Genomic DNA, 13,490 nt, shown 5'->3' with positions numbered 1-13,490 from the left:
TTTCAGCGGGTTGTGTTTTGGCTAGCGGTATTCAGGTCGATAGCGCATGTGGACGGGCGCACGCATGTCCCGCACCACATCGGCGGCCGTGAGGTTGGTCCCGGCTCCGATGCATCCGCCGCTCTTGGCCACCTGCAGGCTGTGTCGCGACAAGGCAACCCACTTTGTTTCGGGCGTCTGGGTCCAGCCAGCGCCGGGCGTGTGGCGAGCGTAGGTCCTGACCTCGCTGGCAGCGCACCGGATGCCTTCGTAGCTTGCGTTGACTGCGCCGCTGGTGCTCTTTGCGACGATGACATAACGCACCACTCCATCCTTGCCGACGGAGATCGACTGGGGGTCGACGCCGAATCGCAGCAGGGCTCCCGGCATTTCCAGGTCGATCAAGCCTTCCGTACGCAAAGCAGGCGGTGGCGGTGCATCTGCTTCCCGCCAGTCCGGATCCAGAGGGGACAGCTGGGCGAACGCTGCCGTTGTTGCGAGGCACACCAGAGCAGCGGGCAGCAGCTTTAAAAATCTACAGGGCATGTTTGTCTTCCGGCGCATGTGTTTTCAGCGCGGATTGCGGGTCTGGTTCGAACGTGGCGCCAGGCGGCAGCTCGAAACCGGCGCCCGGGAGCGCATCGTGCGCGCCGTCGTGGTTGTCGTGGTCGCGTGTACGCATGCCGCTTCTGAGATATCGATTGCGATGGTCGTTGCGTGGAAGAAAGCGCGCGAGTTCGGTCAGCGCCATTTCATAGACGCCGCGCTTGAACTCCACGACCACGTCAAGGGGAACCCAGTAATCGTTCCAGCGCCACGCGTCGAACTCCGGATGGTTGGTCGCACGCAGGTTCAGGTCCCAGTCCTGCCCCATCAGCTGGAGCAGGTACCAGATCTGCTTTTGTCCCTTGTAATGACCGCGCGCATCGCGGCGTATATACCGATCAGGCACCTCATAGCGCAACCAGTCGCGGGTACGGGCAATGATGCGCACATGCTCGGCTGCAAGCCCCACCTCTTCGTGCAGTTCGCGAAACATCGCCTGCTCCGGGGTCTCTCCCCGGTCGATGCCGCCCTGCGGAAACTGCCAGCTGTGCGTGCGTATGCGCTTGCCCCAGAAAACCTGGTTCTTCTGGTTGAGCAGGATGATGCCGACGTTCGGCCGAAAGCCGTCCCGGTCAAGCATAATCAAACCTCAAATTTGTAAACTGAGTTCATTATGCACGGCGCTACACAGCCCGGCTACAGGCTCAGTGCTTGCCTTCTTTGGCTCCCCAACCCCCCGTTCCTTACGCCTGATGAAAGCCTCCCAGTTCCTCGTCTCCACCCTTAAGGAAGCTCCGGCCGATGCTGAGGTCGTCAGCCATCAGTTGATGACGCGTGCCGGCATGATCAAGAAACTCGGCGCGGGCATCTATACCTGGATGCCGATGGGGCTGCGCGTGGTTCGAAAAATCGAAGCCATCGTGCGCGAAGAGATGAATCGGGCCGGCGCCGTCGAACTGCTCATGCCGGTGGTCCAGCCGGCTGAGTTCTGGCAGGAAACCGGTCGCTGGGACAAGATGGGCCCGGAGCTCATGCGAGTCAAGGACCGGCATGACCGCGACTACATCATCCAGCCCACGAGCGAAGAAGTGGTGACTGACGTGGCGCGCCAGGAGCTGCGTAGCTACAAGCTCTTGCCCAAGAACCTGTACCACATCCAGACCAAGTTCCGTGATGAGCGTCGTCCGCGGTTCGGCGTGATGCGCAGCCGCGAATTCATCATGAAGGATGCGTACAGCTTTGACCGCGATGTACCGGCCGCCAAGGCGAGCTACCAGATCATGGCCAAGGCTTACCGTGCCATCTTCGACCGCTTCGGTTTGCGGTATCGCGCCGTCGCGGCCGACAGCGGCGCCATTGGCGGCGACCTGAGTGAAGAATTCCAGGTCATTGCCAAGACGGGTGAAGACGCCATCGTCTTTTGCCCCAATAGCGATTACGCGGCCAACATGGAAAAGGCCGAGGCGCTGGCGCCGCAGGGCGAGCGCAAGTCCGGTGTGACCACGCTCGTGAAGACGCCGACCCCCGGCAAGAGCACCTGCGCCGATGTGGCGGCGCTGCTCAACGTGCCGTTGCAGTCCACGGTCAAGTCGCTGGTGCTGGCTACGGACGAAACCAACGACAAGGGCGAGATCGTGAAGTCGCACGTGTGGCTGCTGCTGCTGCGCGGCGACCACGACATGAACGAGATCAAGGCCGCCAAGGTGGCAGGACTCGACAAGGGCTTCCGCTTTGCAACCGTTGCCGAAATCGTCGATCATTTTGGTACCAAGCCTGGCTACCTCGGACCGATCGGGACGAAAAAGCCGGTCAACATCGTCGCGGACCGTGAGGTTGCCGCAATGACCGACTGGATTTGCGGCGCCAACGAAGAAGACTTCCATTACACCGGCGTGAATTGGGGCCGTGACCTGCCGGAGCCGGTGTCCGTCGCCGACCTGCGCAACGTGGTCGAAGGCGACGCGTCGCCTGATGGCAAGGGACCGCTGGCCATCGAGCGCGGAATCGAAGTCGGGCATGTGTTCTATCTCGGCACCAAGTACAGCGCGGCCATGAACGCGACCTTCCTGGACGAGAACGGCAAGCCGCAGCTGATGGAGATGGGTTGCTACGGCATTGGCATCACGCGCCTGCCCGCAGCTGCCATCGAACAAAACCATGACGAGCGCGGCATCATCTGGCCCGATGCCATCGCGCCGTTCACCGTGGTCGTTTGCCCCATCGGCATGGACCGGAGCGTAGAAGTCAAGGCGATGGCCGAGAAGTTGCATGACGAACTGTCTGCCTGCGGAATCGATGTGCTGCTCGACGACCGCGGCGAGCGTCCCGGTGCCATGTTTGCCGATTGGGAACTGGTGGGTGTGCCGCATCGCGTCGTGATTTCCGATCGCGGCCTGAAGGAAGGCCAGCTCGAATACCAGCATCGTCGCGATGCAGCTGCCACCAAGGTCGCAGCTGCCGAAGTGCTCGGCTTCCTCAAGAGCCGACTGCAGGCGTGATCGACCGACGGCACTGCCTGCGCCTGGCGCCGGCGCTGTTGCCACTGGGTTGGACTGCCGGGGCGCATGCCGGCGGCCAGCTGGAGGAACCGCTGGCTGATTCCGTGCGCAGTGCGCTGAGTTCGGCCATTGCCAATTCAGCGCCCCCCGTTCCTGAATTCCGCGACACAGAGTCGCGGCTCGCGTATTTGCGCTGGATGGGCGTGATGAGTCGGCAGCTTTCCAAACGCAAGACCGAGTGGATCGAGCGCAAGGAATTCCTGCAGACGGTCTGGTACGAAAGCAAGCGGGCCGGACTTGATACGGGGCTGGTGCTGGGCCTGATCCAGGTTGAGAGCGCCTTCCGCAAATACGCCGTGAGCTCTGTGGGCGCGCGAGGCTACATGCAGGTGATGCCGTTCTGGACGCGTGTCATTGGCGATGGCGATGCAAGCAAGCTCTTTCACATGCAGACCAACCTTCGCTTTGGCTGCGTGATCCTGCGCCATTACATCGACCGGGAGCGAGGCGACCTGTTCATGGCATTGGGCCGATACAACGGCAGCCGGGGCAAGCCGCCGTACCCGAATGCGGTGTTCGCTGCCGCCACCAACTGGGACTTCAACAAGCAGCCCGCACAAGAGCGCCCTACCGACCCAACCCGTCCCCTGGACAGGGCGCCTGCCGGCCCGAACTGATCCGGTCTACTGCAGGAACCCGAGCTTGCCTTTGGAGGCGACCTTGGGCAAGTCGTCCAGGGCTATCGCGCTGCGCGAATCGAGTTGGGCGTTGCCAAATCCCGTCATCAGTGCGCGCCGCATGTCGCGCGGCGCGAGTTCTGCCAGGGCATCCAGTACATTGTCAGGTGGCTCCGCGTCAAATCCTGCGCCCCAGCCATGTCCGCCCCTGATGGACAGGTACATGTTGCGGGCGATATGTCGCGCAGCGTCAAACGAGGGCGCCTCGATCTCGAACACATTCATGCGATTGAGAATCGGCTCGGGAATGCACCGATCGTCGTTGGCCGTCATGATCCAGATGACCTGGCTGGCATCGATCGCGACTTCTGCAAATTCATCGACGAACGATCCGGCCGTGTCGTGTTCGAGCAGGCTGTAGAGCGAGCCGAGCGGGTCGTACTGGGCGTCTGCGCTGGCCTTGTCAATTTCGTCGACGACGATCACCGGGTTTGCATACTGTCCTTCGACGAGTGCCTCGAACACCTTGCCGGGGCGAGACCCCTTCCATTGCGAAGACGAACCAGACAGCAGCCATCCAGCCGTCATCGAACTCATCGGAACCAGGGACATGCCGGTGCCCAGGAGATGCGCCAGCTTGCGTGCGAAGTGCGTCTTGCCAATGCCGGGCGGCCCGAGCAATAGCATGGGCGTGACATCAAGGCCGTCGCCCGAGCCGGATGACAGCGCAACATGGCGCTTCACATCATCAAGGGCATCAGAAAAATTGGGAAGCTGGTCATAGAGCTCGGCCATGTCGGGCACGCCGCTGGGCTTGACCTGGAACCGGTCGGGACCGCGTTCGAGCATGCGCTCGTAGGTGGTTCGAAGGCTCTCGTATTCGCGTTCAGGAAGGCGAGCCAATTTTCGCTCTACGTCGTGCGTGCGGAACACGCTGCGCAGGTTCGCTATGGGCAGCTTGAATGAGGCTGCAGGCTGGGGATCGAGACTGACTGTTTCCATCACGGCCACTCCTTGAACTTGATTCCAGCATAAGCTGAGTTCAAGAACAACGTCTAGCGCGCGATACCTATGGCGATGTCAGCAATTGCCGACACCGCGCGTGATCAAGCCTGGGGTGGCGTCAACACCTGCTGCAACTCGCCGCTCTGGTACATCTCCATCATGATGTCCGAGCCGCCGACGAATTCGCCCTTGACGTACAACTGCGGGATCGTGGGCCAGTTGCTGTAGTCCTTGATGCCCTGGCGAATCGCGTCGTCTTCAAGCACGTTGACCGTGGTGACCGCCTTCGGATCCACGCCGCACGCTTTCAGGATCTGGATAGCCCGGCCTGAAAAGCCGCACATGGGAAAACTGGCATTGCCCTTCATGAAGAGAACGATGTCGCTGTTCTTCACAAGGTCGTCGATGCGTTGCTGGGTGTCGCTCATTGATAAGTCTCCTGGGGCGTAGCGCCCGTCATACCTTGGGGCCGATTATCCCAGTTCAAGCCATCGTCCGCCGGAGCATCGCTCATGACCCGCCAGATCGCGGCGGGTAGCGACTTCGGTGAATCCGGCGGTCGCCAACAGGTCGCGGACAGCTGGAGCCTGGTCCCATCCGTGCTCGAGCAGCAGCCATCCACCCCCAGTGAGGTGCGAAGGCGCCTGTCCGATGATCTGGCGCAAGTCATCAAGCCCGTCGGTTCCCGAAGCCAAAGCGGACAGCGGTTCGGCAACCAGGGCCGCGAGGTGCGAATCGTCAGCCCGGATGTAAGGCGGATTACTCACGATGAGGTCGTAGCGGCTGGTGGAAGCCCTCAGCCAGCTGCCGAGTTGAAACGTGACCTGCAACCCGAGCCGGCGGGCGTTGACCTGCGCCACTTCGAGCGCCCCTGCGCTCGAATCGACCGCGTCCACCAGGGCCAGCGGCCGCTGGTGTTTGAGCGCCAGTGCAATGGCACCGCTCCCGGTGCCCAGATCGACCACCTTGCAAGGCAACTGCTGCGGCAGCAGATCCAGCGCCCACTCCACCAGCACCTCGGTGTCAGGACGCGGAACGAGCACGCGCGCATCCACCAGAAGGTCCAAACCAAAGAACTCCTTGCGGCCGACGATGTACGCGAGCGGTTCTCCTGCCACCCTTCGCGCGCAAAGCTGGGCGTAACGAGCCTGTGCATCGGCATCCGGTTCGTCGCGGTCATGCGCCAGCAACCAGCCGCGATCCGACTGCGCCTTTCCCAGCACATGCAGCAGCAGCAACTGCGCGTCGAGCCGTTCCAGCCCGAGTGCAGCGGCAGCGGCGAGCGCCTGCGCGATCGTCATGTCCGGCCCGCGGCCAATCCGAGCTCGAGCTCTTCGAGCTGCTCGGCCTTGCGCGCCAGCAGCAGGGCCTCGACCACTTCGTCGAGGTCACCCTCCATGACGGACTGCAGCTTGTACAGCGTGAGGTTGATCCGGTGGTCGGTCAGGCGACCTTGCGGAAAGTTGTAGGTGCGGATGCGATCGCTGCGGTCGCCGCTGCCAATCAGGCCCTTGCGCATGGCGGCATCCTTGGCTGCGCGCTCGCTGCGGTCTTTTTCCTTGATGCGCGCTGCGAGCACTTGCAGCGCCTTGGCCTTGTTGCGGTGCTGGGAGCGGTCGTCCTGGCACTCGGCGACGATGCCCGTCGGGATGTGCGTGATGCGCACCGCCGAGTCGGTCTTGTTGATGTGCTGGCCTCCCGCACCGCTTGCACGATAGGTGTCGATGCGCAGGTCGGCGGGGTTGATCTCGATGGCCTGCGCTTCGTCCGGCTCGGGCAGCGCGGCGACGGTGCAGGCGCTGGTGTGGATGCGGCCTTGCGTTTCGGTGGCGGGCACACGCTGCACGCGATGGCCGCCGGACTCGAACTTGAGCTTGCCGTAGACGTTGTTGCCCACGACACGAATGACGACCTCCTTGAAGCCGCCGACCTCGCCTTCGCTCTCGCTCACGATCTCGCAGCGCCAGCCTTGCCGCTCGGCATAGCGCGTGTACATGCGCAGCAGGTCGCCCGCGAAAAGCGCCGATTCATCGCCTCCGGTGCCCGCGCGAATTTCAAGGAAAGTGTTGCGGACATCGTCCGGGTCCTTGGGCAGCAGCAGCTTTTGCAGGGCGTCTTCGAATGCGGGGATCTCTGCTTCGAGCGCGGTGATCTCGTCCTTGGCCATGTCGGCCATTTCCGGATCGTCCAGCATCTCCCTGGCCTGGGCGAGGGCGCTTTCCCGCTGGCGGAACTGCTCGAACACACCGGCGACTTCGCTCACCTCGGCGTGCTCGCGGGTGAGCGCGCGATAGCGCTCCATGTCCCTGGTGATGTCTTCTTGCGACAGGAAAAAATCGAGCTCCTGCAGGCGGACCGGATAGCGCTCAAGTTGCTGGCGGAGAAACTGTTTCATGGGAATTCAGACTTTGTCATGCCGGACCTGAGTCGGTGCACAGGGCCGGGGAGGGGTCATGGATGCCGGGTCGAGCCCGGCATGACAGCTAAAGGGCGAGGTCTGCATCGAAGGCGCGAGCCCACGATGCACGCCCCATGTCAGCCCAGCTAACGTTCCTTGCGCAGGAAGAAATGCTTGATCGCCGTCGTCGCCCGCTCGCGCGCAGTTGCGTCACCGGTGTGCAATTCAGCCATGGCACCGTGCAGCATTTTTTGCGTAAGGCCCCTGGACAGGGCTTCCAGGACTTCATCGACGTTCTCGCCGCGCGCGATCATCTTCCTGGCGCGCGCGACTTCCATCAATCGCCATTCATCGGCCTGGGCATTGAGCTGCTGGATGAGCGGAACCGTGCTGCGCTGGTCCATCCAGTGAAGGAAACTCTGGACGCCCGCATCAATGATCACCTCGGCCTGCGCAACGGCAGCCTGGCGATTGGCCTGGCCCGTCTGCACGACATTGGCCAGGTCATCGACGGTGTAGAGATACACGTCCTCCAGCGCCTTGACTTCCGGCTCGATGTCGCGCGGCACAGCCAGGTCGACCATGAACATCGGGCGATGCTTGCGCGCTTTCAACGCACGTTCCACAGCGCCGAGTCCGATGATGGGCAGCGTGCTCGCCGTGCAGCTCACCACCGCATCGAATTCGTGCAGGCGGGATGGCAGGTCAGCCAGCCGCATTACCTCACCCCCGAAGCGGGACGCCAGTTTCTCGCCGCGCTCCAGCGTGCGGTTGGCAATGGCGATGCTCTTGGGGTTGCGTGCCGCAAAGTGCGTGGCTGCCAGCTCGATCATCTCGCCTGCGCCCACGAAGAGCACGCGGATTTCGCCAAGGTCTTCGAAGAGCTGCCCCGCCAGTCGAACGGCGGCAGCCGCCATGCTGATGGAGTGCGCGCCGATTTCGGTGGAGCTGCGCACTTCCTTGGCGACGGCAAAAGAGCGCTGGAACAGCTGGTTGAGTGTGGTGCCGAGCGCTCCGGCCTCATCGGCCACGCGAACCGCATCCTTCATCTGGCCCAGGATCTGCGGCTCGCCCAGCACCATCGAGTCAAGTCCGCTGGCAACCCGGAACGCGTGCCGGGCTGCCTGGCCGCCCTGCATCGTGTAAGCGTGGGATCGCAGCATGTCGGGCGAAACGCCGCCACTGTGAGCCAGCCAGTCGATCGTGTTGTCGATGTCGCCGTGATCGCCCGCGCAGTAGATCTCGGTACGGTTGCAGGTCGACAGGATGGCCGCTTCAGGCTGGCGCGAAAGCGACTCGCGCAGGGACCGCAGCGTGGGCTCGACCTGGTCGATGGCGAACGCAAACCGCCCGCGCAAATCGAGCGGCGCGGTGGTGTGGTTAATGCCTAAAGCCCAGACTGCCATCGCAGGATTATAAAATTTGCCAGCACGACAAGCACTTGCGACACATCAATACACCCCAATTCATGGGCCCCGTGGAATTTCTTCTTCATCTGACAGCCTTCGCAGCGCCTGCCGCCGTGGTGGGGCTTATGGTCGCGCTTGCCGCCCGCATTGCGCTGCCCGCAGCAGCATCCCTTGTGTGGTGGAGACATGCTGCTATCAATACCGCAGCAGGTTTGCTGGCCCTGGTGGTGGGACTTGCGTACTTTGGCGTGGACGGAAAGATGGTCACCTATGCGGCGCTCGTCTTTGCTGTCGCCAGTGCGCAGTGGCTGGCCGGGCGCGCCTGGAAGGGATAATCCGGCGGATGCTGTTTCTGCTCTCGCCGGCCAAGTCGCTGGACTACGACTCCCCGATCGCCGACCTGCCCCACACCCGGCCCCTTTTCGTGGATCAATCGCAGGAACTCATCCATGTGCTGCGCGAAAAATCGCCGCTACAGGTGGGCAAGCTCATGGACATCAGCGACGCGCTGGCGGCACTCAACGTGGCGCGATACCAGGCATGGTCGCCCCGATTCACGGCGAACAATTCGCGGCAGGCGGCCCTGGCCTTCAACGGCGATGTCTATGACGGGCTTGCCGCCCGCACGCTGTCGGCCGACGACCTCGCATGGGCGCAGGATCATCTGTGCATCCTCAGCGGTCTATACGGCGTTCTGAGGCCCATGGACCGCATGCAGCCGTACCGCCTGGAAATGGGTACGCAGCTTGCAGTCGGGGGCAAGCGCAACCTTTACGAATTCTGGAATGAGCGCGTTGCCGCCTATCTCAACCGGCGCCTGGCGGCCGACCTCACGCCGGTGGTGGTGAACCTCGCTTCGCTGGAGTACGCGAAAGTGGTCGATCGCCAGCGCCTGAAGGCCACGGTCATCGACTGCGTGTTTGAAGAGGGCAAGCCGGGCGCCTGGCGCATCGTGAGTTTCTTTGCCAAGCAGGCACGCGGCCTGATGGCGCGTTACGCTACCCTCAACAAGGTCACCCTGCCAGCTCAGCTGGAGGGGTTTACCGAGCAAGGCTATGCTTTCGATGGGTCCGCCTCGCGGCCCGACCGTCTTGTTTTTCGACGTAGAACATCATGAGCACCACACAATCCTCACAGCAGATCACGCCCCAGTTGCGCCAGTGGATCGTCGACCAGGCCCAGGCTGGTCACAGCGCTGAGTCCGTCCTCAAGTCGATGCTCGCTTCCGGATGGGCAGAGGATGTGGCAATCGAGGCGATGGAGTCGACGCTGCGCGGCCACCTCGAACAAAAGGCTGTCGATTCGGGGCTTCCACCGGCTGTGCCCGTGCCCGATGCACCCCTGGATGAATCGCCGCTTTACATCGATGGCGGCGATCGCAAGGTCTGTGTCTTGCAGGTGATGCATTCGCCGCGCGTCATCGTCTTGGGCGGGCTTTTGTCCGATGAGGAATGCGACGAGCTGATCGCGGCGGCGCGTCCCCGGCTGGCGCGATCGCTCACCGTGCAGACCAAGACCGGCGGCGAAGAAATCAATGCCGACCGCACCAGCAACGGCATGTTCTTCCAGCGCGGCGAAAATGACATCGTTCGCAAGATCGAAAAGCGCCTGGCTCATATCTTCTCGTGGCCCGAAGAAAACGGCGAAGGACTGCAGGTGCTGCACTACCAGCCGGGCACTGAGTACAAGCCGCACTACGATTATTTCGATCCCAACGAGCCCGGCACGCCGACAATCCTCAAGCGTGGCGGCCAGCGCGTGGCGACCATCGTCATGTACCTGGGCGAACCTGAAAAAGGCGGCGGCACGAGCTTCCCCGACATCCACCTTGAAGTCGCGCCCAAGCGCGGCAACGCCGTGTTTTTCAGCTACGAGCGCGCGCACCCTTCCACCAAGACCTTGCACGGGGGCGCACCGGTGCTGGCCGGCGAAAAGTGGATCGCCACCAAGTGGCTGCGCGAGAGGCGGTTCGAGTGATCGTCCTGGCCAACGGCATCCGTGTCGAAGTCGAAGATTCGGGCGCCGATGGCAGCCAGGCCGCTCGCCCGGTCGTGCTCCTCATCATGGGCCTGGGCATGCAGCTCACTGCCTGGCCGCAGGAATTTGTCCAGGCGCTGGTTGACGCAGGGTTTCGCGTGGTGCGCTTTGACAACCGCGACATCGGCCTGTCGCAGAAGATGGATCAACTGGGTGTTCCCAATGTCGTGTGGGCAAGCCTCAAGTTCCGCGTGGGGTTTCCGATCAGGCCGCCTTACGCATTGAAGGACATGGGGCTCGACGCCATCGGTGTGCTCGATGCGCTGGGCATCGCAAAGGCACACGTTGTGGGTGTGAGCATGGGCGGGATGATTGCGCAGCGAGTCGCGCTGGCTGCTCCAGCGCGCGTGTCGAGCCTGACCAGCATCATGAGTTCAAGTGGCGCGCGGTTCTTGCCGGGGCCGAAGTCGCATGTGCTGCGGACGCTGATGAGCCGTCCGTCTGGCAAATCCGAAGACGCCATCGTCGATCACTTCGTCAAGCTGTTCCAGGTGATTGGCAGCCCCGCATTTCCGGTTGACGAGTCAGTGCTGCGTGACCGCATTCGCCTTTCCACAAAACGCAACTTCCACCCGCAGGGCACGATGCGACAGATGGTCGCCATTGCCGCCGATGCCGCGCGCGCGGACGAACTGCAGTCGATCAAGGCCCCCACGCTGGTGATGCACGGACATGCCGACCCGCTCGTGCCGTTCGCCTGCGGCCATGACACGGCCCGGCGCATACCCGGTGCCAGGCTCCATGGCATCGAAGGCATGGGCCACGACCTGCCGCCCGGCGTTGTGGAGCGCTTGCTCGCGCCGCTCGTGCCGCACATGAAACTCGCCTGATGACCACGACCAACGACAACAAGCCGCAGGATTCGCTGCTGGGCAAACCCGCTGCCTATGCGGATCACTACGACGCATCGCTGCTTTTTCCGATCTCGCGCACGCCGGCGCGAGGCGAACTGGGTCTTGGCCCCGTGGTCCCGTTCTTCGGCGCCGATCTGTGGACCGCGTTCGAGCTGAGCTGGCTCACGCCGCGCGGCAAGCCGCAGGTTGCCATCGCGCACATCACGGTGCCGTGCGAAACCGCCAACATCGTCGAGAGCAAGTCGTTCAAGCTGTACCTGGGCAGCTTCACCAACACGCGTTTTGAATCATCCGATGAAGTGCGCGACCGCATCCGCGCAGACATCAGCGAGGCGGTTTGGCGCGGCGCGCCTTCGCAATCGTCTGTCGGCGTGCGGCTGGTGATGCCGGACATGTTCGAGCGCGAGAAGACCCAGGAGCTCGAAGGGCTCAGTCTCGACCGCCTGGATATCGAGTGCACCCAATACACGCCCGATGCCTCACTGCTGTCGGCAGCGTCGGACGAAAAGCCCGTCGACGAGGTGTTGACCAGCAACCTGCTCAAGAGCAACTGCCTGGTCACCGGCCAGCCCGACTGGGGCAGTGTGCAGATCCGCTACAGCGGCCCGCAGATCGACCAGGGCGGGTTGCTGCGCTACATCGTGAGCTTTCGCAATCACAACGAGTTTCACGAGCAATGCGTCGAACGGATGTTCATGGACATACAGGCTCGCTGCAAACCGGTGCGCCTGTCGGTCTATGCGCGGTACACGCGGCGCGGCGGCCTGGACATCAATCCGTTTCGCGCAAGCCACCCTTGCGCGATGCCGGGCAACGCACGCACCGCACGGCAGTAATTTCAGAGGTCCAGGAACGAGCCGACTGGCGGCAAGCCTGCAAACGTTGCGGCCCGCTTTTCTTTCATCGCCGTCACCGATTCGCGCACATTCGCGTTGCTCCAGATGGCGCCTTGCACCCAGCCCATCTGGCGCAGCGAATCTTCCACCGAGTGGTCGCGTGTGTAGTTGATCACCTGCTTGGTGCCCCATACGGCAACAGGCGGCTTGGCTGCAATTTCACGCGCGCATTGCATGGCGGCTTCCAGCATGACCGCCTGCGTGTCGAACACTTCGTTGACCAGCCCGTATTCGCGCGCCCTGGCTGCGGGCATTCGGCGTCCGGTGTAAGCCAGCTCCTTGACCACTCCCAACGGAATCAGCTTGGGCAGGCGCTGCAGCGTGCCGACGTCGGCCACCATGCCGATGTTGATCTCCTGGATGCAGAAGAAGGCATCGGCCGTCGCATAGCGGATGCAGCACGCTGTTACCATGTCCACCGCGCCGCCAATGCAGCCGCCCTGTATTGCCGCGATCACCGGGATGCGCAAGGTCTCGATTTTGGTGAACGTGGTCTGGATATCGGTCACGACGTCGAAGATCGCGGCGCGGCCTGCGGGCGTGGTGTCGTCCATCAGGTGGTTGCCAGAGAAAGTGTCCAGCGACATCCCAGCGCTGAAGTGCTTGCCCGTGGATGAAATGACAAGCGCGCGAGCCGAGCCTTCCCTGTGCACCTTCGTCAGCGCTTCATCGAGCTCGCGCCAGAAGAGCGGATGCATGGTGTTCATCGCTTCGGGACGATTGAGCACCAGGTGCGCGATGTGATCCTGTTCGGTGAGGGAAAAGCATTGCATGGCGGTCCTTCGGTTCGGTGCGCCAATGTAAGCGCAGCGGTTGTCGCAGCGCTGCCAACTGCGAGACAGCTAGCCTTCTAGTCAGGCGTGGCCGATCCAGTCGCAACGCAACCTGCGTTCGCGGTGGGCCTTCCGGCGCCATTGGACATAGAGGCTGGGTGCGGCCATCGCGATACCGCTCAGCGGAATCAGCCACCACTGCTCGAAAACATAACCCGGAACCCAACCGACCAGCCCCATGACCCACAGCGTGAGGATCAGGTCCCACAGGTGGTATTCGACCGGGTGATCCAGGCGATGAGCGACGTGCCACTTCTTGATTCGCTGGATCTGGTCGAGGGTCATTTCGGGCTCAAAAGGTCGGGTGTTGTTTGTAAGAATCGCGTAAGAACAATGTAAGTCCCGCGTAAGTTCACTG

Annotated in this window: 16 protein-coding genes; 7 read left to right on the top strand and 9 right to left on the bottom strand. The window is 62.7% G+C overall.

What is annotated here, in order from left to right; genetic code table 11:
• Positions 1-21 precede the first annotated feature (21 nt).
• The gene (locus tag AQ12_RS17565; protein WP_161799043.1) at positions 22-525 is read right to left on the bottom strand and encodes a CNP1-like family protein; all 504 of its coding nucleotides are present in this window, start codon (positions 523-525) and stop codon (positions 22-24) included.
• Positions 515-1,165, bottom strand: coding sequence for an RNA pyrophosphohydrolase (locus tag AQ12_RS17560; RefSeq protein WP_048441245.1), 651 nt, complete (start codon positions 1,163-1,165; stop codon positions 515-517). The genes AQ12_RS17565 and AQ12_RS17560 overlap by 11 nt, the downstream gene beginning before the upstream one ends.
• Positions 1,166-1,277: 112 nt before the next feature.
• On the opposite strand from AQ12_RS17560, the gene AQ12_RS17555 reads away from it, so the two are divergent.
• Positions 1,278-3,023, top strand: a complete 1,746-nt coding sequence (locus AQ12_RS17555; protein WP_048441244.1) for a proline--tRNA ligase — start codon at positions 1,278-1,280, stop codon at positions 3,021-3,023.
• On the top strand, positions 3,020-3,700 hold the full coding sequence (locus AQ12_RS17550) for a lytic transglycosylase domain-containing protein (RefSeq protein ID WP_048441243.1): 681 nt from the start codon (positions 3,020-3,022) through the stop codon (positions 3,698-3,700). Before AQ12_RS17555 ends, AQ12_RS17550 begins: the two co-directional genes overlap by 4 nt.
• Before the next feature lie 6 nt (positions 3,701-3,706).
• On the opposite strand, the gene AQ12_RS17545 is transcribed toward AQ12_RS17550, so the two are convergent.
• The 5 genes from AQ12_RS17545 to hemA all read right to left on the bottom strand — a co-directional run bounded on the left by AQ12_RS17545 (position 3,707) and on the right by hemA (position 8,509).
• The gene (locus AQ12_RS17545; protein WP_048441242.1) at positions 3,707-4,702 is read right to left on the bottom strand and encodes an AAA family ATPase; all 996 of its coding nucleotides are present in this window, start codon (positions 4,700-4,702) and stop codon (positions 3,707-3,709) included.
• A gap of 104 nt (positions 4,703-4,806) precedes the next feature.
• Positions 4,807-5,133 (bottom strand): Grx4 family monothiol glutaredoxin, encoded by a 327-nt coding sequence (gene grxD, locus AQ12_RS17540; protein ID WP_048441241.1) that lies wholly within the window; start codon positions 5,131-5,133, stop codon positions 4,807-4,809.
• Between the two features lie 45 nt (positions 5,134-5,178).
• Positions 5,179-6,006, bottom strand: a complete 828-nt coding sequence (gene prmC / locus AQ12_RS17535) for a peptide chain release factor N(5)-glutamine methyltransferase (protein ID WP_048441240.1) — start codon at positions 6,004-6,006, stop codon at positions 5,179-5,181.
• Complete coding sequence (gene prfA / locus AQ12_RS17530) at positions 6,003-7,100, bottom strand: peptide chain release factor 1 (RefSeq protein WP_048441239.1); 1,098 nt, start codon at positions 7,098-7,100, stop codon at positions 6,003-6,005. Before prfA ends, prmC begins: the two co-directional genes overlap by 4 nt.
• A 149-nt stretch (positions 7,101-7,249) precedes the next feature.
• Positions 7,250-8,509 (bottom strand): glutamyl-tRNA reductase, encoded by a 1,260-nt coding sequence (hemA, locus tag AQ12_RS17525; protein ID WP_048441238.1) that lies wholly within the window; start codon positions 8,507-8,509, stop codon positions 7,250-7,252.
• A 62-nt stretch (positions 8,510-8,571) separates the two neighbouring features.
• Between hemA and AQ12_RS17520 the strand changes: the two genes are divergently transcribed.
• The 5 genes from AQ12_RS17520 to queF are packed head-to-tail and all read left to right on the top strand — an operon-like array spanning position 8,572 to position 12,239.
• Positions 8,572-8,847: a hypothetical protein gene (locus tag AQ12_RS17520; protein WP_048441237.1), complete on the top strand. Its 276-nt coding sequence runs from the start codon at positions 8,572-8,574 to the stop codon at positions 8,845-8,847.
• Between the two features lie 8 nt (positions 8,848-8,855).
• The gene (gene yaaA / locus AQ12_RS17515) at positions 8,856-9,629 is read left to right on the top strand and encodes a peroxide stress protein YaaA (protein ID WP_048441236.1); all 774 of its coding nucleotides are present in this window, start codon (positions 8,856-8,858) and stop codon (positions 9,627-9,629) included.
• Positions 9,626-10,489 (top strand): 2OG-Fe(II) oxygenase, encoded by an 864-nt coding sequence (locus AQ12_RS17510; RefSeq protein ID WP_048441235.1) that lies wholly within the window; start codon positions 9,626-9,628, stop codon positions 10,487-10,489. The genes yaaA and AQ12_RS17510 overlap by 4 nt, the downstream gene beginning before the upstream one ends.
• Positions 10,486-11,379, top strand: a complete 894-nt coding sequence (locus AQ12_RS17505; RefSeq protein ID WP_048441234.1) for an alpha/beta fold hydrolase — start codon at positions 10,486-10,488, stop codon at positions 11,377-11,379. Before AQ12_RS17510 ends, AQ12_RS17505 begins: the two co-directional genes overlap by 4 nt.
• On the top strand, positions 11,379-12,239 hold the full coding sequence (gene queF / locus AQ12_RS17500; RefSeq protein WP_048441233.1) for an NADPH-dependent 7-cyano-7-deazaguanine reductase QueF: 861 nt from the start codon (positions 11,379-11,381) through the stop codon (positions 12,237-12,239). Before AQ12_RS17505 ends, queF begins: the two co-directional genes overlap by 1 nt.
• A gap of 2 nt (positions 12,240-12,241) precedes the next feature.
• On the opposite strand, the gene AQ12_RS17495 is transcribed toward queF, so the two are convergent.
• On the bottom strand, positions 12,242-13,072 hold the full coding sequence (locus AQ12_RS17495; RefSeq protein WP_048441232.1) for an enoyl-CoA hydratase-related protein: 831 nt from the start codon (positions 13,070-13,072) through the stop codon (positions 12,242-12,244).
• An 81-nt stretch (positions 13,073-13,153) separates the two neighbouring features.
• Complete coding sequence (locus tag AQ12_RS17490; RefSeq protein WP_048441231.1) at positions 13,154-13,417, bottom strand: hypothetical protein; 264 nt, start codon at positions 13,415-13,417, stop codon at positions 13,154-13,156.
• Positions 13,418-13,490: the final 73 nt, after the last annotated feature.

Source organism: Caenimonas sp. SL110 (assembly GCF_001044395.1).
In the GTDB taxonomy this organism is placed as follows: domain Bacteria; phylum Pseudomonadota; class Gammaproteobacteria; order Burkholderiales; family Burkholderiaceae_C; genus Ramlibacter.
This window is presented reverse-complemented; position numbering and strand designations above follow the sequence as displayed.